The organism is Microcoleus sp. B13-B6 (genome assembly GCF_036705405.1).
Taxonomy (GTDB): Bacteria; Cyanobacteriota; Cyanobacteriia; order Cyanobacteriales; family Microcoleaceae; genus Microcoleus.
The window spans coordinates 1-21,531 of record NZ_JAUBUJ010000108.1 but is presented as its reverse complement, the minus strand read 5'-3'; the positions used below and the strand labels follow the sequence as shown (position 1 = coordinate 21,531).

The 21,531-nt window shown below is 41.5% G+C and carries 29 protein-coding genes and 1 pseudogene; 22 read left to right on the top strand and 8 right to left on the bottom strand.

Features of this window, described 5'->3' with window-relative positions; all coding sequences use genetic code 11:
- Positions 1-4: 4 nt before the first annotated feature.
- From QUB35_RS32680 to QUB35_RS32670, 3 genes are all read right to left on the bottom strand, one after another.
- A complete protein-coding gene (locus QUB35_RS32680; protein ID WP_333146157.1) occupies positions 5-757 on the bottom strand; it encodes a hypothetical protein in 753 nt (250 codons plus the stop codon).
- 496 nt (positions 758-1,253) lie between these two features.
- The gene (locus QUB35_RS32675; protein ID WP_333146155.1) at positions 1,254-1,742 is read right to left on the bottom strand and encodes a hypothetical protein; all 489 of its coding nucleotides are present in this window, start codon (positions 1,740-1,742) and stop codon (positions 1,254-1,256) included.
- A gap of 208 nt (positions 1,743-1,950) precedes the next feature.
- Positions 1,951-2,457 (bottom strand): hypothetical protein, encoded by a 507-nt coding sequence (locus QUB35_RS32670; protein WP_333146153.1) that lies wholly within the window; start codon positions 2,455-2,457, stop codon positions 1,951-1,953.
- Positions 2,458-2,590: 133 nt separating this feature from the next.
- Between QUB35_RS32670 and QUB35_RS32665 the strand changes: the two genes are divergently transcribed.
- The 8 genes from QUB35_RS32665 (at position 2,591) to QUB35_RS32640 (ending at position 5,813) form a co-directional block, all read left to right on the top strand.
- Positions 2,591-2,872 carry a hypothetical protein gene (locus QUB35_RS32665; protein ID WP_333146152.1) on the top strand — a complete coding sequence of 94 codons (282 nt, stop codon included), beginning with the start codon at positions 2,591-2,593 and terminating at the stop codon, positions 2,870-2,872.
- A gap of 95 nt (positions 2,873-2,967) precedes the next feature.
- On the top strand, positions 2,968-3,222 hold the full coding sequence (locus tag QUB35_RS32660) for a hypothetical protein (protein ID WP_333146151.1): 255 nt from the start codon (positions 2,968-2,970) through the stop codon (positions 3,220-3,222).
- Positions 3,167-3,637: a hypothetical protein gene (locus tag QUB35_RS32655; RefSeq protein WP_333146150.1), complete on the top strand. Its 471-nt coding sequence runs from the start codon at positions 3,167-3,169 to the stop codon at positions 3,635-3,637. The genes QUB35_RS32660 and QUB35_RS32655 overlap by 56 nt, the downstream gene beginning before the upstream one ends.
- A gap of 173 nt (positions 3,638-3,810) precedes the next feature.
- Positions 3,811-4,386, top strand: a complete 576-nt coding sequence (locus QUB35_RS39310) for a transposase (protein ID WP_445252087.1) — start codon at positions 3,811-3,813, stop codon at positions 4,384-4,386.
- Positions 4,349-4,606: a hypothetical protein gene (locus QUB35_RS39305; protein WP_333411864.1), complete on the top strand. Its 258-nt coding sequence runs from the start codon at positions 4,349-4,351 to the stop codon at positions 4,604-4,606. Before QUB35_RS39310 ends, QUB35_RS39305 begins: the two co-directional genes overlap by 38 nt.
- The gene (locus tag QUB35_RS39300) at positions 4,575-4,952 is read left to right on the top strand and encodes a hypothetical protein (RefSeq protein ID WP_445252086.1); all 378 of its coding nucleotides are present in this window, start codon (positions 4,575-4,577) and stop codon (positions 4,950-4,952) included. Before QUB35_RS39305 ends, QUB35_RS39300 begins: the two co-directional genes overlap by 32 nt.
- Positions 4,953-4,986: 34 nt before the next feature.
- Positions 4,987-5,427 carry a transposase gene (locus tag QUB35_RS32645; RefSeq protein WP_333146173.1) on the top strand — a complete coding sequence of 147 codons (441 nt, stop codon included), beginning with the start codon at positions 4,987-4,989 and terminating at the stop codon, positions 5,425-5,427.
- Between the two features lie 11 nt (positions 5,428-5,438).
- Positions 5,439-5,813 (top strand): pirin-like C-terminal cupin domain-containing protein, encoded by a 375-nt coding sequence (locus QUB35_RS32640; RefSeq protein ID WP_333146149.1) that lies wholly within the window; start codon positions 5,439-5,441, stop codon positions 5,811-5,813.
- Between the two features lie 349 nt (positions 5,814-6,162).
- Here the strand turns inward: QUB35_RS32640 and QUB35_RS32635 are convergent, their stop codons facing one another.
- Complete coding sequence (locus tag QUB35_RS32635; RefSeq protein WP_333146148.1) at positions 6,163-6,738, bottom strand: TIGR04376 family protein; 576 nt, start codon at positions 6,736-6,738, stop codon at positions 6,163-6,165.
- Between the two features lie 335 nt (positions 6,739-7,073).
- Positions 7,074-8,315, bottom strand: a complete 1,242-nt coding sequence (locus tag QUB35_RS32630; RefSeq protein ID WP_333146147.1) for a hypothetical protein — start codon at positions 8,313-8,315, stop codon at positions 7,074-7,076.
- 858 nt (positions 8,316-9,173) lie between these two features.
- Here QUB35_RS32630 and QUB35_RS32625 point away from each other — a divergent pair.
- Both QUB35_RS32625 and QUB35_RS32620 read left to right on the top strand, forming a co-directional pair.
- Positions 9,174-11,288 carry an ATP-binding domain-containing protein gene (locus QUB35_RS32625; protein WP_333146145.1) on the top strand — a complete coding sequence of 705 codons (2,115 nt, stop codon included), beginning with the start codon at positions 9,174-9,176 and terminating at the stop codon, positions 11,286-11,288.
- A 77-nt stretch (positions 11,289-11,365) separates the two neighbouring features.
- Positions 11,366-12,025, top strand: a complete 660-nt coding sequence (locus tag QUB35_RS32620) for a DUF2290 domain-containing protein (protein WP_333146143.1) — start codon at positions 11,366-11,368, stop codon at positions 12,023-12,025.
- A gap of 176 nt (positions 12,026-12,201) precedes the next feature.
- On the opposite strand, the gene QUB35_RS32615 is transcribed toward QUB35_RS32620, so the two are convergent.
- Entirely contained in the window at positions 12,202-14,124 is a 1,923-nt protein-coding gene (locus QUB35_RS32615) for an ABC-F family ATP-binding cassette domain-containing protein (protein ID WP_333146142.1), read from the bottom strand.
- 266 nt (positions 14,125-14,390) lie between these two features.
- On the opposite strand from QUB35_RS32615, the gene QUB35_RS32610 reads away from it, so the two are divergent.
- From QUB35_RS32610 to QUB35_RS32585, 6 genes are all read left to right on the top strand, one after another.
- Positions 14,391-14,618: a DUF433 domain-containing protein gene (locus tag QUB35_RS32610; protein WP_333146140.1), complete on the top strand. Its 228-nt coding sequence runs from the start codon at positions 14,391-14,393 to the stop codon at positions 14,616-14,618.
- 139 nt (positions 14,619-14,757) lie between these two features.
- Positions 14,758-15,012, top strand: coding sequence for a hypothetical protein (locus tag QUB35_RS32605; RefSeq protein ID WP_333146138.1), 255 nt, complete (start codon positions 14,758-14,760; stop codon positions 15,010-15,012).
- A 186-nt stretch (positions 15,013-15,198) separates the two neighbouring features.
- On the top strand, positions 15,199-15,756 hold the full coding sequence (locus tag QUB35_RS32600) for a DUF262 domain-containing protein (protein ID WP_333028054.1): 558 nt from the start codon (positions 15,199-15,201) through the stop codon (positions 15,754-15,756).
- 60 nt (positions 15,757-15,816) lie between these two features.
- Positions 15,817-16,521 (top strand): MAE_28990/MAE_18760 family HEPN-like nuclease, encoded by a 705-nt coding sequence (locus QUB35_RS32595; RefSeq protein WP_333146135.1) that lies wholly within the window; start codon positions 15,817-15,819, stop codon positions 16,519-16,521.
- Positions 16,522-16,629: 108 nt separating this feature from the next.
- The gene (locus QUB35_RS32590; RefSeq protein ID WP_333146134.1) at positions 16,630-16,806 is read left to right on the top strand and encodes a hypothetical protein; all 177 of its coding nucleotides are present in this window, start codon (positions 16,630-16,632) and stop codon (positions 16,804-16,806) included.
- Positions 16,807-16,876: 70 nt separating this feature from the next.
- Positions 16,877-17,140 carry a type II toxin-antitoxin system RelE/ParE family toxin gene (locus tag QUB35_RS32585; protein WP_333146131.1) on the top strand — a complete coding sequence of 88 codons (264 nt, stop codon included), beginning with the start codon at positions 16,877-16,879 and terminating at the stop codon, positions 17,138-17,140.
- A gap of 56 nt (positions 17,141-17,196) precedes the next feature.
- On the opposite strand, the pseudogene QUB35_RS32580 reads toward QUB35_RS32585, so the two are convergent.
- Positions 17,197-17,355 (bottom strand): annotated as a pseudogene (locus tag QUB35_RS32580) (ATP-binding cassette domain-containing protein); the annotation flags it as partial.
- Positions 17,356-17,546: 191 nt separating this feature from the next.
- Between QUB35_RS32580 and QUB35_RS32575 the strand changes: the two are divergent.
- The 5 genes from QUB35_RS32575 to QUB35_RS32555 all read left to right on the top strand — a co-directional run bounded on the left by QUB35_RS32575 (position 17,547) and on the right by QUB35_RS32555 (position 20,323).
- The gene (locus tag QUB35_RS32575) at positions 17,547-18,263 is read left to right on the top strand and encodes a hypothetical protein (RefSeq protein WP_333146127.1); all 717 of its coding nucleotides are present in this window, start codon (positions 17,547-17,549) and stop codon (positions 18,261-18,263) included.
- A gap of 41 nt (positions 18,264-18,304) precedes the next feature.
- Positions 18,305-18,976 carry a hypothetical protein gene (locus QUB35_RS32570; protein WP_333146125.1) on the top strand — a complete coding sequence of 224 codons (672 nt, stop codon included), beginning with the start codon at positions 18,305-18,307 and terminating at the stop codon, positions 18,974-18,976.
- A 4-nt stretch (positions 18,977-18,980) separates the two neighbouring features.
- Positions 18,981-19,514: a hypothetical protein gene (locus tag QUB35_RS32565; RefSeq protein WP_333146123.1), complete on the top strand. Its 534-nt coding sequence runs from the start codon at positions 18,981-18,983 to the stop codon at positions 19,512-19,514.
- Positions 19,515-19,619: 105 nt separating this feature from the next.
- Positions 19,620-20,003, top strand: a complete 384-nt coding sequence (locus QUB35_RS32560; RefSeq protein ID WP_333146121.1) for a hypothetical protein — start codon at positions 19,620-19,622, stop codon at positions 20,001-20,003.
- A 56-nt stretch (positions 20,004-20,059) separates the two neighbouring features.
- Positions 20,060-20,323 carry a nucleotidyltransferase family protein gene (locus tag QUB35_RS32555; protein ID WP_333146171.1) on the top strand — a complete coding sequence of 88 codons (264 nt, stop codon included), beginning with the start codon at positions 20,060-20,062 and terminating at the stop codon, positions 20,321-20,323.
- 121 nt (positions 20,324-20,444) lie between these two features.
- On the opposite strand, the gene QUB35_RS32550 is transcribed toward QUB35_RS32555, so the two are convergent.
- Positions 20,445-20,546, bottom strand: coding sequence for an AraC family transcriptional regulator (locus tag QUB35_RS32550; RefSeq protein ID WP_333146169.1), 102 nt, complete (start codon positions 20,544-20,546; stop codon positions 20,445-20,447).
- A 482-nt stretch (positions 20,547-21,028) separates the two neighbouring features.
- On the opposite strand from QUB35_RS32550, the gene QUB35_RS32545 reads away from it, so the two are divergent.
- Complete coding sequence (locus tag QUB35_RS32545; protein ID WP_333146119.1) at positions 21,029-21,400, top strand: DUF4342 domain-containing protein; 372 nt, start codon at positions 21,029-21,031, stop codon at positions 21,398-21,400.
- Positions 21,401-21,531 lie beyond the last annotated feature (131 nt).

Genomic DNA, 21,531 nt, shown 5'->3' with positions numbered 1-21,531 from the left:
TCGGCTATTTTTGGTGATTTTGCTGGTGCAGATAGTTGTTAATCGCTTTGGCGATTTTTGCTTGCTGGTATGGGTTCATGGTGCGGGGTAAGGAGATGCGAGAGCCTCCACAAGCTAACAGCCTGACTTCGTACCAAATGTCATGATCCCGATCTTTTGTGCGATCGACTTCCACACCATAAATATCGCACAGAGAGTATTCCATTACTTTACGTGCCAACAAACCCCGCTGTTTAACAGTCAAGGTGTTTAAATTTTCATCGAAGCTGTAGATTTCATTATTTCTCAAGACGATCGCTGCGATTCCTGCGAGCAAAAATATGCCTCCTGTCCATCCCAACCAGTGATCCTCTTGGCTTAAGCGCAGCAATCCATTTTTTGCATTTTTAACAAAAAAATTGATGTCAGAAGCCACAGCGTCTTGGGTTCCCCAATTAGTGGAGTTAGCAGTGAAAGGAACAGTGCCAACAGAAGTCAAAAGTACAACTCTGGTTTTATAGCCGCATCTTTCAACTTTAGCTCCCCGCAAAGAAGCCAGCTCAATTTCTTTGATGTTCGACCCCAGTAAATTCGATCGCACAATCTGGCAATTTCCTTGTTTTGCCTTCAATCGCTGGCAGTTCAGGGTTGCTGCATGATAGTCAAAAGTCAGCGATATCAGTCCAACTGCCATGAATAAACAACTAGGGAGCCAAAAATCAAATATGCTTTGAGTCTGAATTATTAATTCACTCGCTGTTTGCTTGATTATTTTCATTTATCTCACCCTTTTATTCCAAAATTGAGGCTACACATCGACTTCCTGACCCCGATCAGCCAAGTTGTTAACTTATATATTATTTGAAGTCGTCCTGTGCCATGACCCCTTTTATATTGCTAATAGGTTAGCACTAAAATGTCTGACCGACAACAAAGGTCGCGAGTTTACCTGCGGATGGGTTTAAGATAGCTTTCCGTGATTTAAAGTAGATGAATCTTAAAAGTATATTAATTATGTTATGGGAATGAGACCTTAGCTTCGCGAGCCGTAGGAAAGTAATCACTCTGGTGAGAACAGGTTTACATTTTGTTACATTATCAGGTTTATTTGTGCCTACTTAATTATCATTAAGCTAATCAGCATTTAAATTGCATGGTCAAATAAACTTTCACTCTTGTGAGGAGTAGGGGTTGGGCCCGAAAGCCCGCCCTCAACACAAAATTTAAATGCCCAACAGCTTAGTTATGGATTTGGGCGATTGCCTACGCGATAGCTAGGGTTCACCGATTTGTAGGGCAAATACATTGCTAAGCGTGCGATTATCGTTAATCGAGATATAGCTGCGAATCAAGTCAGCCATTTTGTATTGTTCTGTTAGTGAATAGCTTCTTAAACAGATGATATCGCCCCCTAACATCCACAAATCAACATAATAGCTACAATTTCCCTCGCTATCTCCTATTTCCTCTAATTCCACCGCAGAAATCTCGCGAGTTGAGCATTCGGTAACATCATGAAGCCACACACCGCGTCGTTTAATGGTCATTTTGCTAAAAGTTTTATCAAAAATGTATGTTTCATCTATCGCGCCGTCCAACAAAGACAGCGAAAACAACAGAAATATACCTCCACCTATCCAATTTGATGCTAAAATTATCTGCAATAGTCCAATGACAATGAAGGGAGAAATTAATAGCAAACCATCCCAGGCGCTGGCAGTTTGAATTGTTAGTTTAGTAGGTGTTCGCGTGAGAATTTTCATCAGTTAATTTTGGATTTTCACCAACAAGGTGAATTACTTATCTATCCGCTGTATACAATTTATCAGGCACGGATTATTATTTAACACTGGTTTGGACGATCGCACTTTTGGTGTTGTAAACAGCCTTGACAGCATAAGCGTCGCCTGGACGTTGCTGTAAAGCTCTGTTAAAATTGATTAAAGCGGTTTGATAGTCTCCCTGCCCGTATTAGATATAGCCGAGTTTCATCGATTGTTTGAAGTCAGAAATTTGAGGAGCAACACGAGCAGAAATAGGCTCAGAAACAGGTGCTACGACAGCAGGAGATGGCTCGGCAGCAGGAACTGACTCGAAAGCAGGAGATAACTCTTGATAGGGTGATGGAGAAGTGTTGAAACCAGAAGGCAAAGAAGAGGGCGATTGCTCGTTATACCCCTGCTCTACATTAGATCCAGAGTCAGAGACTTTTACAAAAATTTGGCCATAAAATACTGAAGTAGTAATGCCTCCCAATACAAACATTAGCAATCCAGCACATTGAATTAAAAAGGTTTTTCTGATTTTTTCATTGCTCCAATTTTTGATATAAAAAACCAATGATGCCAATGGGACAAGCAAGTAAAGCACTCCCCAAATAGTTTCCTCTCCAAAAGCTTGAACTAATCCCCAAAAATAGCCAACAAGACTTAAAACTAAACCTAGGATGAAAAATAAGGCGATCGCAATTCCAGGCATTTTCTATTTCTCCGATTGATGTATAGTTATTTTGCCAACTGTAAAGGAGAGGATTTTCTACCTGCAACTCATTCCCCTGTTTGCTGTGTTAAAAATAGATTAGCGGTGAAAACAGTCCGATCGCGCACAGCGAATGTTAGGATTTTGGTTAGGAATTAGACTAGGAACTCGATCGCGACTGCCGCAAATGATACCCTCTACCCTCGATCGACCCGAAGAACCATTTGCACGCGCCAGCAACGGCTGGGACATCCAAAAGCTTTACACCGACTTGGCAAATGCCAAACAAGAATTCGCCCCCCACACCAGAAGAGTTTCGTTCACCCTAATGGCGGGTGATGCCTACGATCGCACTTCCCCAGTTCAAATATTTTCACCTTTAATGTCGCAAGGAGGCTCACGCTCTACCGGATAGGGTGAGCGTTGAGAGGAATTGCGACCAACAAAGTTCGGACTTGCGTAGCACTGCTTTTTAAGCTATCATCTCATAAGCGTGAGTTTTAAAAGTCGATGAAACAAGTCTTAACCCTAGTTGTAAAGCTTCAACCTACGCCAGAACAGCGTCAATTATTAGACGATACTACCAAGGCGTTTGCTGATGCTTGCAACTATATTAATAACAACGTTAAGGCGAGTTTGACCGAGAGAAACTCAATCCAAGCAGTTTGTTATCAAGACGTTAAAGAGCGTTTTGGTTTAACCGCTAATCATGTTGTTAGAGCTTGTGAAGCGAGTCGGTGCGAATCGTTTAACTGCCAAATATAAAGGCAAAAAAGTTAAAGGATTCAAGCCTACCAGTTTTGACTGTGATTCTCGTACTTTCCGTTTGATTGAAGACGGCTATTTAGCTAGTATCAGTACCACGGGAAAACGAATCAAAATACCAATGAGAGTTAGTAATTATCAGCGCGGTCAACTCTCAGGTCAAAATCCAATTTCCGCACAATTATGTCAACATAAAGATGGGGATTGGTATATCCATATTCAAGTTAAAAATGATGTACCATCCCCTTTGAAAACCAGTCATGTCATGGGGGTCGATTTTGGCAGACGCGATATCGCTGTAACCAGTACAGGGAAGTCATGGTCTGGAAAAGAAATTCAAGACAAAAGAGATAAATTTAATCGGGTTCGGGCTTCTCTCCAAAAGAAAGCTACTCTAGGCACTCTTGTCAACTAGACGTAGAGCTAGAAACATCTTGAAACGGTTATCGGGTAGAGAGAGACGGTATCAGGCATGGTTAAACCCTGACGGGGCGACAGGTCGCCTGAAAGTCATACAGTCCGGCAACTCTAGACAAATAGCATGAAAAAAGATAGGGTAAGAAAGCTTCTTACCCAAAAAACAATTAAATGATACCAGAATTATATCATGCCCATTTGTCAGAAAAGCTGACACGTTCTAATTACTTAGTGACAATTTTATTGATTCAAGTGGTGCAATCGATTAAAGAAGTCACATTAGAAACCATAGCGACAAAACTAGCAATACCTATTAATTTTGAAAGTAGAAAAAAATCTCAGAGATTTTTATCAGAGAATGAATGGAGTATAGATAATATTTGGTTGCCACTGGTGATTGGTTGGATTAAAGGTAGTGTCAAAGAAAATAAGGTTATATATTTAGCAATAGATCGAACCAAATGGCAATCAAATAATATTTTGATGGTCAGCATGATTTGGCGAAAAAGAGCCATTCCTATTTATTGGAAAGCCCTTGAAAAACAAGGGAACAGCACATTGGAAAATCAACAATTTGTATTAACGCCAGTATTCGCCGCCTTATCAGATTATAAATTGCTCGTGTTAGGAGATCGTGAATTTTGTAGTGTTACCCTGGCAAATTGGCTCAGGGAGAAGAAAGTAGATTTCTGTTTACGACTAAAAAAGAATGTTTGCATTTCCGACAGAATCGGAGTTATGGACTGAACTAAAACTGCTAGGATTAGAGCCAGGAAATAGCTTTTTCAATCAAGAAGTAACAATTAGAAAAACCGCACCCATTAAGGGGTTTAATAAAGCCGGTAAGTGGCTGGGCAAATATCGAAATATTACTACAGAAGAACCTTGGTATATTCTGACCAGCTTGGCAGATATACAAGCAGCAGTTGATGCCTATGCAAAAAGATTTGGAATTGAAGAAATGTGAGCGAGACTTTAAGAGTGGAGGATATAACCTAGAAAGGACTAATCTCACCGGTGAGCGATTGAGTAAATTATTAATTTTGTTGTCACTAGCATACTTGAAGAGTATAATCCAAGGGATAGAAATTAAGTCAAAGCAAGTTCAAGAATATCTAAGTAGAAAAACAGAAAATCACAGAAAATATGCACGTCATAGCACTTTTTATATTGGACTTTGGGGTGAATCATGGGTCGAGTCGATGTTTAGTAATTGGCAGGTTGTTGTTGAATTAATGTCTTTGTCTCCACATAAACTACCTAATTATCAACAAGGCATAAGAGCTATGAGGCTTATTCTATCAGCGTTATAGGTGACTTGTCGCCCCGACAGGGTTAAACCATAATATATCCAAAGCTATCATTAACGAAGCCAAGCAATCTCAATCCCTCATTGCTATTGAGGATTTAACAGGTATTCGAGCTAGAACCAATCAGAAACCGAGAAACAAGACTGAACGAAGACGGTCTAATTCTTGGGCTTTCTACCAACTGCGTCAATTTCTCGAATACAAAGGAATAAAAGAAGGAATTGAGATCCTAGCAGTTAACCCTGCTTATACCAGTCAAACCTGTCATTGTTGTCTGCACATTGGACTCAGAAACAATAAGTCTTTTAAGTGTAGTAATAAAGCTTGTGGATGGATTGGGGATGCTGATAATAATGGCTCGTTGATGATAGCTTTAGTGGGGCTGAGTGTAAACCAGCCTGGAGGTTCAGAATTGTTGGCTTGTCCAATTGATTCTAGGGCTACTGAAAGCCTACGCTGTACGCTTGCGTCAGCGTAGGTAGTTTACCCATGATTTATCTGGACGTGCAACTAGCTCCTGGCAAGCAATTTACCTTACCGGGTCATTACAGCGAACAGGCTGTTTACAGCGTAACAGAGGGGCTTATGATCGATGGAGTGCCTCTGGAACAACATCGGTTGGCAGTTCTCACTTCAGGCACTGAAGTAAACATTTCTGCTTCCGGCAAGGCTCGTTGTATTGTGATTGGCGGTGAACCTGTTGGTGAGCGCCATAAGTGGTGGAATTTTGTTTCGAGTCGGCACTCGCGCATTGAGCAAGCCAAACTCGATTGGAGAGAGGGACGCTTTGCTCAGGTTCCTCAAGAGACAGAGTTTATTCCGCTGCCAGAAGAGCCACCTTCTCAAGCAGAGCAACCGTTGTGAATAACCGCAGCGATTTAAATTAAAAAACTGTTTTTTGATTCAGAATTCGTCTTTTTCACCTGACGGGGTTGTCACCCCGTCAGATTTGTGGATTGACAGCCGGGAAAAATCATAGGTTTTTTACTTGATTAGAGTTTTTGTTTATACCATAAATATGCAACCCTAATTAAGTAGGTGAGAATATTGTAGGGATGATTGATTAATTGTCCCTACAATTTTAGAAGGGTAATTATATCAAGTCTGAACGAGCGATCGCAATACCTGAGAGTCTGGAGGGTTGACGAATAGTTACACCAGGAATCCGAGTTCCGGGTGAACCCGTCCCTACAGGATTGGGATGCTTTCGTAACTATCTGCCTATATTCCGCTTCATGCGATCGAGTTCTTCGTCTGCTTCCCAGCGTTGAAACTTTTCTTCTAAAGGATCTGCGGCATTAAAACTGTTATAATTTGAACTCTGATTCCAACCCTTTGTATCCCAATTTTGCTCTGTTTTAGCGGTAGTGCGAGTTGCAGCTTCGGCTGCTTTTGCTCGGACTTCTTTTCTCCTTACTTGAATTTGGCGGTACAGTTCTTTTGCTTTTTCAATCCGTTCTTTGCAGCCTTGCATTTGCCCCCAGCGCTGATTTCCCTGACGCAGCAAAGCGGCTTGCCGCTCTTGGGCGGCTTGAGCTAAATCGAGCCTTTGAGCAGCTTTAGCTTTGTTGATGCGATCGTTCCAGCGCTGAATTTCTTGGGCGGCCGAGAGAATTTCGGCTTGCAGTTTTTTCTCTTGTTTTTGGATATCGAGAATCAGCCGCAGAGTGTCTTCTTCTTGTTCCTTCAGTTGTTCTTCTATTGCCTGCAATTCCAGATGGGGATTGCTACGCAAAAATTCTTCTAATCGGGTTTCTAGAAAGCGGCTGAAATCATCAAATAAGCCCATTTTTTATAATTCCTCAGTCATCTGTTATGAGTCATTAGTCATTGGTCATTAGTTATTAGTCATTGGTTCTTAGTCACTGGAGATTGATTATCGATCCTGAGTTGTTAGTTATAGCAGAAGAAAGTTCGGTAACGAATTGGGGAAGCGATTTAACGGATAGAAGGAAGAAGCAATAAGAGCAATGGTTTCAGCAATTAAGAACGTCTTGGCGGTTCCTATATTATAACTTTTTTCACTGCTCGTGATATACAGCCCGATCGCTGCCCATTACTGATTACCGATGACCTAAGTCATAACTAATGACTGAGGACTAATGACTCATAACTGATGACTGATTAGAACTTTTGGCCGACAAAAACCGATCGCACATCTCCTCCCTTGCGGATAACTGCTTCTTGATTTTTGATTTCTGCCAGCGTCCAACCGCTAGCGCCGATGCTTTCGCCGACATAAATTCTGCGGGCTACGCCGTCTACTTCAAACAAAGCAGCAGATCGATCGCCCAACTCCAAAATCCCTACCAGCGTGTGGGCGGAAGTCGGGGCGCTGCTGACTGCTGGTGCCGATTGCTCGGGCGCGGGCGCAGATTGCTGGGCGGCTGCGGGCGCTGGTGCCGGTTCGGTTTCGCGAGCCAAAATCTTTGGCTGGGGAGACTCCGAGGGGGAAGGGGAAGCGGCGACGGGCTCTCGATTGCCCGCAGCGGCGATCGCACGACCGGAGGCTGGAGCAGCAGGCGAGGGGGAAACTGCCCCGGTTTGAGGAGCAGCCGGAGCAGCCGGAGCAGCCGGAGCAGCAGCCACCTGAGCAGGCGGAGCCACAGTCACCTGAGCGGGGGGAGGGATGACTACGACTTGGGGTGCTGGTGCTCCCGGCTGCGCGCCGGCTTGTTCTAGGGCATCAGCGATGCGGTTGACTGCTGTCGAAAGACCTGCTGTTGCCGGTGGCGCGCCGGAAATTGGAATGCTCGGCAGCGTCCCTGGGGTGGGGGCTCCGGGAACTCCTGCAAGTTGCGGGTTAGCTTGGGGTGCTTTTTTTTGTTCGATCGCTTCTAGCGAGCGCTGCACGTATTCCACAAACGGGGTGTCTGGTGCTGTTTTGCCACTTGCTACCGACCTCTCTGGTGCGGGGGTGGCGGGCAAGCGCACGAGTCCCGACCTGCTTGCGAGCCATAACCCCATGACTAGCAGCAGCGACCCACAGGCTGCTCCCAGCAGGATTCTGTCGAATGATTGTTTGGACTGCTGTTTTTTGGTTGTTTCTAGGGCGACTTGGCGGGCGATCGCTTCTACGTCTTTTTCGCCCCGCGGTGGCTGGGGGGGTGCCAACTGCGACAAAACTATTTGAGGTACCGAGATCGACTTGAGCGCCACGAATTCTGGCTGCACGGGTTCCGATGGCAGTCCGCCGCTACCGTCGAATGCTCCATCGACTCCTTCAAACAGTTCGTCCATCAACCGATCTGCGTAGGACTCTACTGCCACTGCTTCGGCTGGCACTGTTTCCACCGTCGCCCTCACGGCGATCGGCTCTGACGCTGATTCCAAAGACATCTGTTTGGCGATTACTTTTTGAGGCATAGTTTTCTGTTTGCTCCCGCTCCTCGACAACCCTGAGATTCTCAACTTCAGACTTCTACAGGATAGTTGTGATGTTGACCAATTCTTGGTTCAGAACAGGTCAATTGTATCTCACCCATCACCATATTTTTAGTCCTCGGCCAACTTACTTTGCCCGATCGACTTTTGTTTTACCTGTTTTGTGCCTTTTCGCCCCTGTTTTCTGCTGCCAGTCTTATTTGCTTACCCTGACTTTTACTGCATATTCTAGTGCTTTTGTCAACCCCACCCTCCGGGGCTTCGCTGTTTTTGACACACAGCTTTACTTGAGGCGATCGCAAAAAAAGCGGTTTTTTTGCCGCTGTTTCCGATCGCATTGCAGCTTTGACAAGGATTTCAGACTTTTATCCGTCTTAAGTTTGTTAGTCAGTTTGTTTGACAGTAATAACAAGCTACAGATTTTATAACTTTAATAGTACCATAGCTTCATCACAATTAGGTAATAAATTGTCAAACGTTGCAAAATCGTCGGCTAAATAAGAATCATTCCTAATAAAATTTTTACATTTTTTTACAACATTGTTTGTAATATGAAAATAAGAAAAATCCTTAAGCTTAAACATAACTTTCACTTATAATTAGGAGCGCGCGGTCAAATTTTTGCAGAAAATAGCAAACTCTAAATTTGCCTGATTCAGCGCAGCAAGAAAATTGTCATTGCTGGAGCTTGACAGAGGATAAAAGCTGAGGGGAATATCTAGCGAAACTTGTGCAGCATCCCAACGGCGAGTTCCGGCTTTCGCATTAAAAATACAGGTTGGACGATCGCTCCGAATTGAGGCATAATAAAGGTACATACATTAGGTAAGGCAACATCTCATGGTTAACGTTATCCGAGGCGATGTAGATAAACCAGAGTCATCTAGAAGGCTAGCTGAGTTCTTTGAGAAGAGAAGCGATATCGATGGCAGCTTATATCTAGGATACCCAATAATCGGAACCTCTCAGGGGGGCTATCAGATTGATGCTCTTTTGGTATCCAGAGAGCAGGGTGTTGTTATTTTTAACATTGTGGAAGGAACTGATATCAGCCTAAACATAGAAGAAGTACAAGATGAGAGCATAAATAAAATTCAATCTAAACTACTTCAACAGAAATCTCTCACGAACAAAAGAAAATTAATGGTAGAACTTGGTGTGGTAACATATGCACCAGCTTGGAGTCATAAACCAGAGCGTTTAGACGATGAATATCCGGTCATAATTAGTGATTCAGAACTTACAAACTACTTGGAAAAACTAGAATGGCCATCATCGAGTGAATATTTTGAAGAACTTAACTCAGTCATACAAGCTATGACTTCCATAAGAAAAAGAAATCAGCGCAGCTATGTTAAGCAAGAAAACTCCAGGGGAGCAAAGCTCTATAAACTAGAAGAATCAATCGCCAACTTAGACAGAAATCAAAGTGCAGCAGTAATTGAAACAGTCGAAGGTGTCCAGAGAATTAGAGGTCTTGCTGGTTCGGGTAAAACCATAGTTCTAGCTCTTAAAACTGCATATCTACACGCAAAACACCCCGATTGGCATATTGCTGTAACTTTTAATACCCGTTCGTTGAAAGGTCAGTTTAAGCAGCTTATTAATACTTTTACTATTGAGCATAAAAGTGAAGAGCCAGATTGGGAAAAAGTCAAAATAATTCATGCTTGGGGAAGTCCTTCAATAGAAGGAATTTATTATGAATTTTGCAAAAGACATAATATTGAATATCGAGATTTAAATTCAGCAAAAACGATGGCTAAATATGGTCAAGAGTTTGATAGAGTTTGTGAGGAAGCTCTTAATAAAATTAAAAATTATCAGCGGTATTATGATGCTATACTTATTGATGAAGCCCAGGATTTTTCTAAACATTTCTTGCGACTTTGCTATGAAATTTTGAAAGAGCCAAAAAGAATGGTTTATGCTTATGATGAGCTTCAAAATCTAAATAAAAAGACAATGGAATCACCGGAAGTCATCTTTGGAACAGATGTTCACGGTAAACCACGTGTTCAACTTCAGAACAAAGCAGGGGAATCGAAACAAGACATTATTTTAGAAAAATGCTATAGAAATTCTCGTCCCATCCTAACTTCTGCACACGCTTTAGGTTTTGGTATATATAGAAATGAAGGATTAATCCAGATGTTTGAAAATGCTGGATTATGGAGAGATATTGGTTATGAAGTAGAGGCAGGAAGCCTGGAAGATGGAAAATTTGTTAAGCTTTCTAGGACTAACAATACCAGTCCTAAGTTCCTGGAATCTCATTCAGATATTGAAGACTTAATTATGTTAAAATCTTTTGACAGCAACAAAACACAAATAGAATGGCTAATAAATGAAATCGAAAAGAATCTTAAGGAAGATGAATTGAAAGGTGACGACATAATGGTTATCCACTCTAATCCACTTACAACTAGAGAGGCTGTTGGAGACGCTAGAGCTTTACTATTTGAAAAGCGGATTAACTCTAACCTTGCTGGAGTAACAACTTCACCAGATGATTTTTTTCGTGAAGAAACGATCACTTTTACGAGTATCAATAGAGCTAAAGGAAATGAAGCTGCAATGATATATGTGATCAATGCTCAAGAATGCTTTTCAGGTTATGAACTTGCCATAAAAAGGAATATCTTATTTACTGCGATGACAAGAAGCAAAGCTTGGCTAAGAGTATTAGGTTATGGTGAAAATATGAGAGGTTTAGTAGAAGAATTTAATAAAATTAGGGAAAAAAAGTTTGTTCTTGAATTCACTTATCCTACAGAAGAAGAGCGCAAAGAAATGAACCTTATTAATAGAGAGATAAAGCTACAGGGAGGCGGTCTTATGGCTAAGTCACGTAGTAGTCTAATAATAGATTTAATTGAAGCTCTTGAGAAAGGTGAAATCCAAAAAAAAGACTTACCCCAAGAGTTAGTAAATAAACTAAAAGACAAGCTTTGAGAATCTTTAACATCTCCAGACAAAAATCTCAAACTTTTATTCTGCATCAAGTAAAATCTAATTTATGAATAAGTTTAATGACTAGCCATCAAGAGATTTTCAAAGAAATTAAGGAAATCACTCAAAAATTAATATTAATTGGTTTATCGGATAAACAAAATTTTCCTTCATCTACACAGACTGGTAAAGGTAGTTATAAAATCGCATATTCTGGAATGCAGGATCTCTCAATAGTATTAAAAAATGTTGATTACAAAGAGATGTATGAGGAATTAGATAGAAATGACAACTATAATATCAAAATGATTGATGGTGCGTTAATCCAGTTGATGTATACTTATAAAAATTCTAGTTTTATTTCACATAGATTAGCCTTCTTTCCATCACCATTTTTGGAAAACTTTCAGAATGATCCGGAGATTTATGAAAATGACGAAATATATGCAGACATAATAGCAAAAAATATATTGCCAGTACCAATTAGATTTGATTACGATCCAGACAACCATCAGGAATTAGATCACCCGAAATCCCATCTAACTTTGGGACAATTTAAAAATTGTAGAATACCTGTTTGTTCTCCCATAGCACCCAGTACATTCATATCTTTTATTCTTGGTAGTTTTTACAACACCGCATTTAAAAAATTCACAGCTCAACTTACATTTTCCAGTAAGCTTTTTAATAAAACTATAACTTCCGGAGAAAAAAAGATATTGCACATAGCTATTGAATGACCAAAGAAATTAGCATACTTAACTTTAAGTAAGTGGGTACAAATAAACATCACGTGGGGAGGGCGGGTTTTGCCACAGTAAACTCGATTCTAGTATAGAAGCTACGCTAAACCAGCCCCTACAAGACCCTACAATATATTATTGTTTTTTCGTGATGTTCTACAGCACAACCCAAATTAACCCACCCGTTCGGCCAATTCCAACCAGCGCTCAGTCGCATGATCGATCTGCTGCGTCAACTGAGCTAAACGATCCGATAACTTCTTTACCTCCGCAAACCCGCTCGGAGCATTGTTAGACAATCTCTTCTCAATCTCTTGTTTCTCAGCTTCCATCTTCGGAATTTGACTTTCTAATTGTTCGTATTCCCGCTTCTCATTAAATGAAACTTTGGTGGAGCTTTGAGTGGAACTCTTGGATTTTGAATTGTTAGATTCAGCGGTGCGTGTTAGTTTTTCTTTTTCTTTTTGTTCTTTGATTTCCTTGGCTTCTTCGGCTTTTTTGTAGTCTAAATACACTGAATAATTGCCGGGATACAAGCGCAAATTGCCACCCGGTTCCAAGGCGAAAACCATGTCGATCGTGCGATCGAGAAAATAGCGATCGTGGGACACCACAATCACGCAGCCGTTAAAATCTTCGAGATAATCCTCCAAAACCGCCAAAGTCTGCACGTCTAGGTCGTTTGTCGGTTCGTCCAAAATCAGCACGTTCGGCGCACTCATCAGCACTTTCAACAGAAATAATCGGCGCTTTTCCCCGCCCGAAAGTTTGTTAATCGGTGCATACTGTTGGTTCGGTGGAAACAGAAACTTTTCCAACATTTGAGAAGCGGTAATGATTTCCCCATCCGCCGTTTGCACCAACTCGGCCACACTTTTCAAGTATTCAATAACTCGCTGGTCTTCGTTCGGCGTCAAATCCTCTGAATGCTGGTCAAAATAACCGATATGAATGGTTGTGCCAATTTCGACAGTACCCGAATCCGGCTGAATGCGTCCGGTGATGATATCCATCAGCGTGGATTTTCCCGCACCGTTGCAGCCAATAATTCCAATCCGGTCTTCGGGCGTGAAATTGTAGGTAAAATCTTTAATTAAAGTGCGATCGCCGTAAGCTTTACTGATATGCAGTAACTCAATCACCTTCTTACCAATCCGGCGGCCTGCTGTGGCAATTTCGACTTTGCCGTTGGCTGTTTTGAACTCCTGGGCTCGCATATCTTTAATGCGATCGATCCGAGCTTTTTGCTTGGTACTCCGCGCCTTCGGCCCGCGTTTGAGCCATTCCAATTCGCGCCGCAATACACCCGCGTGTTTGCGAACTGTGCTGGCGGCCGATTCTTCAGCTAAGGCTTTTTTCTCCAAGTAATAAGCGTAATTGCCAGCATAATTGTAAAGGTCGCCGCGATCGATCTCTAGGATGCGATTGGTAACGCGATCGAGAAAATAGCGATCGTGCGTAATCAGCAGCAAAGCACCGCGATAGCCGTTCAAATAGTTCTGCAACCACTCCACAGACAGCGCATCCAAGTGGTTTGTCGGTTCATCCATCAGCAACACATCGGGCTCGGACAACAAAGCCGTTGCTAAGGCAATTCGCTTGCGGTAGCCGCCCGACAAGTCGGCAATTTTCGCATCAAAATCCTCAATCCCCAACTTGGTCAAAATCAATTTGGCCTTCGTTTCCAAGTCCCACGCATCCACCTCATCAATGCGTTCCGACACCGCAGACAGACGCGCCATCAGCTTGTCTGTATCGCCTTTGCCGTGGGAAAGTTGATCGGAAATTTCCTCGTATTCTCGCACTAAAGCCATTTGTTCGCCACTGTCAGCAAATACTTGCTCTAAGACAGTGTGATTTTCGTCTAAATCCGGCTGTTGGGGGAGATAGACAATTGTAGACCCTGGATTGACCCAGCGATCGCCAGAGTCGATCGACTCCATACCGGCAATCATTTTCAGCAGGGTTGATTTCCCGGAACCGTTGGTGCCGATGAGTCCGACTTTATCGCCTTCATCCAGGCTGAAACTGGCATCTGTCAAGAGTTCCTTGATGCCGAAGTCTTTTTTGATCGATCGCAGAGTAAAAATAGTCATGAGTATATAAAATTATTTACCTAACTTTTGACATCGATAAGCGAATTGCGGTATTTTAGGTTATATCATATATTGTAACGCATCTGCAATACAATTATAGGAACAATCTAGACTAAAAAAGTGAATGTTCCAAATAGATTTCACACTAGATGCTTTGTTTTTCTATGATATCAGAAGTAGGACTATCAAAAAGGCGTGATTTTCAGTTTAACTGGGACACTTGATCTGGTTTCATCCGAACTAATCTTGATGTTGCGAGGGCCAAAATGAAAAGAGATCGTATTACAAGCAATCCAAAGCGGATGAACGGGCAACCATGTATTCGCGATCTTCGGCTTACTGTTTGTCGAGTGATCGAGCTGCTAGCAACTTATCCCGATCGAGAAGAGCTAGATCAAGAGTTTCCAGAACTAGAGGATGAAGATATCCGGCAAGCCCTAGGTTTTGTATCTTCTTACCTTGACGAGCTCATCATTGAGCTACCTAATCGCTAGTGAGTTAACTACTATTACAACTGAATAAACCGCTTTTTTACATTATTTCATACAAAACACTAAATTGGGTATGACGAGGAGATTGACAAACAAAAAACCTAGGCGGTAAAATGAGGAAAAAAGCACGGATAATTCTCAAATGAACGATCGATCCTCAGCAGATTTGATATCACCCGCAGAGTTACACCGCCAGCTTAATGACTTACTCAAGCAACTATCACCAGAACGATTACAGGTGCTTGCTGATTTTGCGGCTTACTTAGCAAATGCTGAAAGCGAAGCTGCAACTCAAGAACTTTTGGAAATTTCTGGATTGCTAGAGCGAGTTAAGCAAAATCGAGCAACTCCTAAAACTGATTATACAAAGTGGAGAACTCTTCGCAATGTACTATAATATAGATAAGCTGTTCGACATTTAAAGGACGATTGTAGGGTGCGTCAGTACAAGCGTTTCCCTTGTAAGCGTAAGTGTTCTAGCTGACGCACCTTACCCGGTTCGTTAGTCGTTTAAATGCGTAACAGCTTACCAACAAAAGTTGGAGTATCTTTTTATGTCCTTGTTATATAGACGCAGGTGCTTATGTCTCAAGCAATTAGGCAAGACATCATCAATATCGCCGAAGAGCAGATTGACGAAATAAAGCAAAAGATTGACTACCATACTACAGAATACACTATCGAATTCATAGTCGATAAATACCTGGAACAAGATGGTGGAGGGATCGGTGAGATTTATATCCCTGAATTTCACAGAAACTTGAGATGGGATATTAATCATCAATCTCGATTCATTGAATCCATTATTATTGGTGTTCCTATTCCTGCCATGATTGTCGTAGAAATCTATGAAACTGGAAGACTAGAAATTGTGGATGGCTCTCAGAGGGTGAGGACTCTTGCAGCTTTCATGACAAATCAGTTGCAATTGAGTAATCTCCAAACATTAGATTCTCTAAATGGTTCCTATTTTAATGATCTCGCACCCTCACGCCAAAGAAAGTTTAAATATACTTCGCTTAGAATGATAATTCTCTCAGACAAAGCTGATGAAAAAGTAAGGAATGATATTTTCTATCGCATCAACACCAGTAATCTCGATCTAACTCCTAATTCTAATAGTCTGCTACCAAACTCATAAGCCTGAGAATATGAAACCAAGAATTGACTATGCTAAGAATAAACTTTTAAGTCGCAGCCTATGAAAGAGTTCATCAGAGACTTTAACAGGCGAGTGGCAGAAATCCAGAAATATTTTGAATTAGTAGATAAAATTGAACAAATTGGTGCATTATCTTCTAAATCAATCATCTTCCCATCAGGTGAATATATTGTTGATAGCGAGATTCAAAAAATCTTGCAGTCTCATTGTTACCTGCTATTATACAATCTTGTCGAATCTTCTATCAGAAATGGTATAACTGCCATTCATGATGTTATTTTAGTCGAGCAATTAACTTATAAAGATTTAAGTCCCAAAATAAAGAGATTGTGGTTGCTGAACGATAAAAGTAAAAGTTTCAGAGACTCATATATCAAAAAGGATAACGTAGCTGACAATCTTCAGGAATTAATTAAATCGGTTTTGGATGATGAGATGGTTTTGTTAGATCCATCTAATATTCCCATATCGGGAAATTTGGATGCTAAAACTATCAAAGAACTCATAGATATGTATGGCTTCTTTGGAAATTTAGGAGTTGCGAGTAGAGAAATAGATGACATTCTGAATTTTGTGGTTAAGATTCGATGTGATTTGGCACATGGAAATGTTTCGTTTTGTGATGCTTCGAGTCAAATACTTTGGAGCAAGTTAGTTGATGACAAAGATAAATTGGTAAAATATATAACTCATCTGCTGAATAATATTGATGATTACATTGAGAAGAAGAAATACAGAATCTAGCAGTCGATTTTGATGCGTAAACCTTCGCTAAATCGCGATAGCCAGTGGAGATTGAAAAACCAAAATCCTCTGCGGTAAAATGAGGGAAAAAGCACGGATAATTCCCAAATGAACGATCGCTCCTCAGCAGATTTGATATCTGTGACAGAGTTACACCGCCAGCTTAATGACTTACTTAAGCAACTATCACCAGAACGATTACAAGTGCTTGCTGATTTTGCGGCTTACTTAGCCAATGCTCAAAGCGAAGCTGCAACTCAAGAACTTTTGGAAATTTCTGGATAGCTAGAGCAAGTTAAGCAAAATCAAGCAACTCCTAAAACTGATTACACAACCTGGAGAAGTCTTCGCTCCGATGTATGAAGTTGTTCTCCATCCTGATGCTCAAAAGGTTTATGTCAATGCTGACAAAGCCCTAGCGAAGAAAATTGCCCGATGTTTGGAGCAGTTAGAACAAACTCCTCAGTTGCACCCTAACATTAAAGCCCTCAAAGGAGATTATGCAGGGTACTATCGCTACCGAATCGGGGACTACAGAGTGATTTACTCGATCGATGATGAAGTGGTGCAGGTATTTGTTGTGGCGATCGCTCATCGCAGTCAAGTCTATGAATCGTGAGGGCGAGTTAGTCAGCCCAGCAACAAGAGCGATCGATTTAATCAGTAAACCATCGACTCCATACCCGCAATCATTGTCAGCAGCGTTGATTTCCCGGAACCGTTTGTGCCGATGAGTCCGACTTTATCGCCTTCATCCAGGCTGAAGCTGGCATCTGTCAAGAGTTCCTTGATGCCGAAGTCTTTTTTGATCGATCGCAGAGTAAAAATAGTCATCAGTATAGAAAGTCATTTACCTAACTTCACTTTAGTGTAGCATGGTGTTGCGTGTATTAATTGCATTATTTCGGAATCGTATTGCGTCTTGTACCGCATCTTCGATCTAACTCTAAGTTAGAGCTAAATGTTGAGCGATTGTTGTTTTATATTTTCTATTCCGATTCAATTATCATCTCAGGTTTCCAGTGATGAATTTAGATGAAAGAAAACTAGCAGTTAGGCATTTTTACGAGCTGTTTTGCGAAGCGAACGCTGAGACTTCTTTATACGAGACAGTAGTCCACAATAAATGCCCTGACGTTTGCCCAATCTATCAAAAAATTGCCCGTCTTAAATTGTTAGCAATATCTGTTTCTTCAGGTTTCGATTGTATAGAAATTGAGAGAATACAGCAGAATATCCCTCAAACTGTTACTGATGCTTTCGACCGTCACTTCTGGTATTCCCAGTGGACTCTTAGTGAATTATCTCTCGTAAAAATTCCGATTGCTGAACAAGACACATTTTTTTTGTTTGTTGTAGGGTTGTGTGATGATGGTTGGGAAAACAATGCTAGGTTTATCGAAATTTTTGCCCAAAAAGGCGAGTTTCTCGGCGCAACAGATTTGTACTGCGATCGAGCAGTGAAATGGAGAGAAAAACAATTCACCAATCAGGACTATAGAGACATTAGAGGCGAGCCGCCGCCTCCTTGGTCGGGAGATATTCCTAACGATTTATCTTACCGCGAACCTTTATCGTCAGAAGAAATACTCGACGAGAATCTGTCTTGCTTGTCCTTAGAGACTCTGTACTACCATGAACCTTTATGGTCTGAAGAAATGTTGTGGCAATCTGCTATAAAAATTGAGAATGAAGGGGCAGTTATTCGTTATGTTCTTCCCGCTCAAACTTACGGTATTTAATTTCCTGTTTTGATATTAAACCGATTCATTTACAGCAAGTCATGGAAGAATTACTGAGTCAGCTTAAACAGCTAGGATTCTATCGATATGAAGAATCGGAAACGATCGAAATATTGGAGAGGCTTTCAATCCAAACATCCTCACCTTGGGTGTTCGATGGAAAATACCAATACGATTCTTTAGATACGGTGACAGAAAGCGATGGAGTATATATCAACGAAGGCTTATTGTGGTTAGACGCTCCGCATCCTCAATACAGTCTTTGCTTCCTTAGCAGAGAAGACTTATCCGAATGTGTTTACGCCTATGCACTTGAGGAACTCAAACCTATTTTAGAAAGAGCTGGTGCGATCGTCAATGACATTGATGAGTTTGAAGCAGATAATGGTGATTCCTTTTTAAGGCTTAATGAAGTTGACTACCTTATTTGTCCCTCAGCAGTAAATTCATTTGCTACACGTACTATTGACAAGTGGAATTTTGTCACAGCGAAAACTTTGCTAGCAGCAAACAACTTATTAGCACACGCTCAGTCAGAGGAAAGAATTTATGTAGTTAGAGAGTTAGATGAAGATGGTTTATATATCGCAATTTTAACATCTAAAATGTTTGGATTAATTCATGAAAATTCACTATTAATAAATGAGCTAAAGCCTCAAAAAATAGAAACTTACTTTGCACAGTATCTTGATATGTCTAGATATCAACCTTAATAACATGAGCGATATCGATAATATTAAAATGCCAAATTACGATCGCTTTGAAGTGCGAATTAATCGAACATCTTTGCCTTGGACATTAGGCAATAAACTTGATGTAGCTGAGATTCATATCAACCATCAACCGCTAATAGAATTAGTGCGCCAAGTTGAAGAACCACTTGTTAGAGCAGAGATTCAGGAGCGGCGATCGGCAGGAGAGACTATTGATGAATCAGATTTTCCACCGGGAGATTACTTATACTTACCACCTTCTAGGATTCTGCTGCCCTCACGAAACTTGCTCGACGAGCCTTGGCATTGTGGATTTGAGTTGCAATCTAACGATCCACAGGCTGGGAAAGCGATTGTTTTAGGTTGCACTTGTGGGGTGATTCAGTGCTGGTTTATGCAGGTTAGGATCGCACTTAATGAATCTACTGTTGAGTGGGCAGATTTTGGTCAGTTTCATCGTGATTGGCAATATAGTCTAGGACCATTTAAGTTTGACCGAGAGCAATATGAATCTGAACTGTGCAAATCGTATGTATGAAGTTCTTCTCTATCCTGATGCTCAAAAGGTTTATGTCAATCTGGATCGTCCACGCCTTCCAATGTACTATAATTTAGATACCAACCTTTGTTGGAGTATTTTTTTATGTCCTTGCAAGAGCTTAAAGAAAAAGCCAGCCAACTATCAGTCAGCGATCGCCTTGCCCTGCTAAGTGCGATCGTTCAATCCCTGCAAAGTACACCAGAAATCGAGAATTGGCAATATTTAATTGCACGTCCTCATCCTTGGCGCAAACAACTTTACATTAAGGGACGTAAATTACTGGCATCGACTATTTGGCGAGACATGACTGCCAATGGGATGTCACCCGAACAAGCTGCCAAAAATTGGGATTTACCCCTGTCTGCTATCTATGAGGCGATTCATTACTGTCAGAATCATCAGGAACTCCTAAAATTAGAAGCAGACGAGGAACGCTATCGATTGGAAGCAAAAAAAGTCCAACTTGAGCCGACGAATGCTGCTTGACGAAGATTCTCAAGCAAAATATTTAGTCAATAAGTAAAGAGGCTGAATGAAAACCGATCGCCCTACCAATTGACCAAATCACCAAATTCTGCCAACAGTGGCAAATCATCGAACTCTCGCTCTTTGGTTCGATCCTTCGTGACGACTTTCATGCAGACAGCGACATCGATATCCTAGTGGCTTTTGCCCCCACGGCCGACTGGAGTTTACTCGATCGCGCCCAAATGCAGGAAGAACTCGAAGCAGTGCTAAGTAGACGAGTCGATCTAATCAGTAAACGGGCGATCGATCGCAGTTCCAACTGGATTCGCCGCCTTTGAAATTCTCTCTACTGCTCAAACTATTTATGTCAAATAGCTGCGATCGCGCTTCCTTAATCGATCGCTCTTTTTATTTCAACAACTGCTTCTCCCGTTTTACCCGTTGCGCGATCGAATATTGTTAGGGAGATGTGCCTATCAACTGCTTCAACAGATGGCTGAAATGAAATTGACTCATGCCCAGCAATTGAGCTAAACCTGCAAGCTTAATATCTTGATTCAGATGTTCGTTGATTTACTCAGTTTGCGTTTCTGATTTTATTGTACTTCGCCAGTGCGATCGCTATCTCTGCGGTGCTTTTGAGAACTGGCATTGCAAGCCATAGCTTGATTGTGCCTAGATAGCAATCACGTTTGAAGTCACTCTAGAAATATAAAGTTTTAATTTTAATAATTTTCGCTGACTTTAGTTCGCTTGGTGTCCAACTTAAAGATTCAACAGACAGCCGCCACCTTGACATGGCTGGCAATACGCACCTTACTTGTATCTAGAGACGGGTTGTTTCAACCATATCTTCTCTACCTTTAGGAAGAGATAAATCCGCCCCGATCTAACCAGGCAAAAATAATGTTTTGAGTAAAAAGGCGGGGGTGGAAAGTACGAATGCCGATTGTAGGGTTTCCTTGCCTGTCATTCCCAAGTGCGATCGCCGAAGATAAGAGTATAGAAATTAAACGGCTGGTTTTCACCCGCCCTTACACAAAATGAACTCACAACTAGAACAACAAGTAACAATTCTACAAGACGAAACAGCAGCGGCCGGGAATTCAGCCAACCCAACAGTTGAAACTCATGTATTCACATCAGAATTTGTAACAGAGGAAAAAGTCAGAGTGGAAGAATTTAAGATTAGCGGCGACAGCCTAATTGCTAAAGTCAAAGAACTAATTCAGCAAGGAAAACTCCGCCGCCTTGTCATCAAAAACTCGCAAGGGCGGACTTTGGCAGACATTCCGCTGATGGCTGGATTGGTAGGCGGCGTTGCCGGCTCAGTAGTCTTTCCAATTGCTGCTGTACTTGCTACAGTAGGGGCAGTTGTGGCTCATTTGACTGTAGCAATCGAGCGCAAAGAATAGTCATTAGTAATTAAAAATCTTCTCTTCAAGTCCGCGAAGGCGGACTTTGTTTGTTTAGGAATGAGAATTAAATAACTTCCACAAGTTTGTGGGATGGGCGTCCCGCCCGTCCAAAAAGGACGGGCGGGACG

Coding starts and splice junctions, on each gene's coding strand:
- QUB35_RS32680 (WP_333146157.1), bottom strand. CDS start 757: ATGAAAATAATCAAGCAAACAGCGAGTGAATTAATAATTCAGACTCAA.
- QUB35_RS32675 (WP_333146155.1), bottom strand. CDS start 1,742: ATGAAAATTCTCACGCGAACACCTACTAAACTAACAATTCAAACTGCC.
- QUB35_RS32670 (WP_333146153.1), bottom strand. CDS start 2,457: ATGCCTGGAATTGCGATCGCCTTATTTTTCATCCTAGGTTTAGTTTTA.
- QUB35_RS32665 (WP_333146152.1), top strand. CDS start 2,591: ATGTTAGGATTTTGGTTAGGAATTAGACTAGGAACTCGATCGCGACTG.
- QUB35_RS32660 (WP_333146151.1), top strand. CDS start 2,968: ATGAAACAAGTCTTAACCCTAGTTGTAAAGCTTCAACCTACGCCAGAA.
- QUB35_RS32655 (WP_333146150.1), top strand. CDS start 3,167: ATGTTGTTAGAGCTTGTGAAGCGAGTCGGTGCGAATCGTTTAACTGCC.
- QUB35_RS39310 (WP_445252087.1), top strand. CDS start 3,811: ATGATACCAGAATTATATCATGCCCATTTGTCAGAAAAGCTGACACGT.
- QUB35_RS39305 (WP_333411864.1), top strand. CDS start 4,349: ATGTTTGCATTTCCGACAGAATCGGAGTTATGGACTGAACTAAAACTG.
- QUB35_RS39300 (WP_445252086.1), top strand. CDS start 4,575: ATGCAAAAAGATTTGGAATTGAAGAAATGTGAGCGAGACTTTAAGAGT.
- QUB35_RS32640 (WP_333146149.1), top strand. CDS start 5,439: ATGATTTATCTGGACGTGCAACTAGCTCCTGGCAAGCAATTTACCTTA.
- QUB35_RS32635 (WP_333146148.1), bottom strand. CDS start 6,738: ATGGGCTTATTTGATGATTTCAGCCGCTTTCTAGAAACCCGATTAGAA.
- QUB35_RS32630 (WP_333146147.1), bottom strand. CDS start 8,315: ATGCCTCAAAAAGTAATCGCCAAACAGATGTCTTTGGAATCAGCGTCA.
- QUB35_RS32625 (WP_333146145.1), top strand. CDS start 9,174: ATGGTTAACGTTATCCGAGGCGATGTAGATAAACCAGAGTCATCTAGA.
- QUB35_RS32620 (WP_333146143.1), top strand. CDS start 11,366: ATGACTAGCCATCAAGAGATTTTCAAAGAAATTAAGGAAATCACTCAA.
- QUB35_RS32615 (WP_333146142.1), bottom strand. CDS start 14,124: ATGACTATTTTTACTCTGCGATCGATCAAAAAAGACTTCGGCATCAAG.
- QUB35_RS32610 (WP_333146140.1), top strand. CDS start 14,391: ATGAAAAGAGATCGTATTACAAGCAATCCAAAGCGGATGAACGGGCAA.
- QUB35_RS32605 (WP_333146138.1), top strand. CDS start 14,758: ATGAACGATCGATCCTCAGCAGATTTGATATCACCCGCAGAGTTACAC.
- QUB35_RS32600 (WP_333028054.1), top strand. CDS start 15,199: ATGTCTCAAGCAATTAGGCAAGACATCATCAATATCGCCGAAGAGCAG.
- QUB35_RS32595 (WP_333146135.1), top strand. CDS start 15,817: ATGAAAGAGTTCATCAGAGACTTTAACAGGCGAGTGGCAGAAATCCAG.
- QUB35_RS32590 (WP_333146134.1), top strand. CDS start 16,630: ATGAACGATCGCTCCTCAGCAGATTTGATATCTGTGACAGAGTTACAC.
- QUB35_RS32585 (WP_333146131.1), top strand. CDS start 16,877: ATGTATGAAGTTGTTCTCCATCCTGATGCTCAAAAGGTTTATGTCAAT.
- QUB35_RS32575 (WP_333146127.1), top strand. CDS start 17,547: ATGAATTTAGATGAAAGAAAACTAGCAGTTAGGCATTTTTACGAGCTG.
- QUB35_RS32570 (WP_333146125.1), top strand. CDS start 18,305: ATGGAAGAATTACTGAGTCAGCTTAAACAGCTAGGATTCTATCGATAT.
- QUB35_RS32565 (WP_333146123.1), top strand. CDS start 18,981: ATGAGCGATATCGATAATATTAAAATGCCAAATTACGATCGCTTTGAA.
- QUB35_RS32560 (WP_333146121.1), top strand. CDS start 19,620: ATGTCCTTGCAAGAGCTTAAAGAAAAAGCCAGCCAACTATCAGTCAGC.
- QUB35_RS32545 (WP_333146119.1), top strand. CDS start 21,029: ATGAACTCACAACTAGAACAACAAGTAACAATTCTACAAGACGAAACA.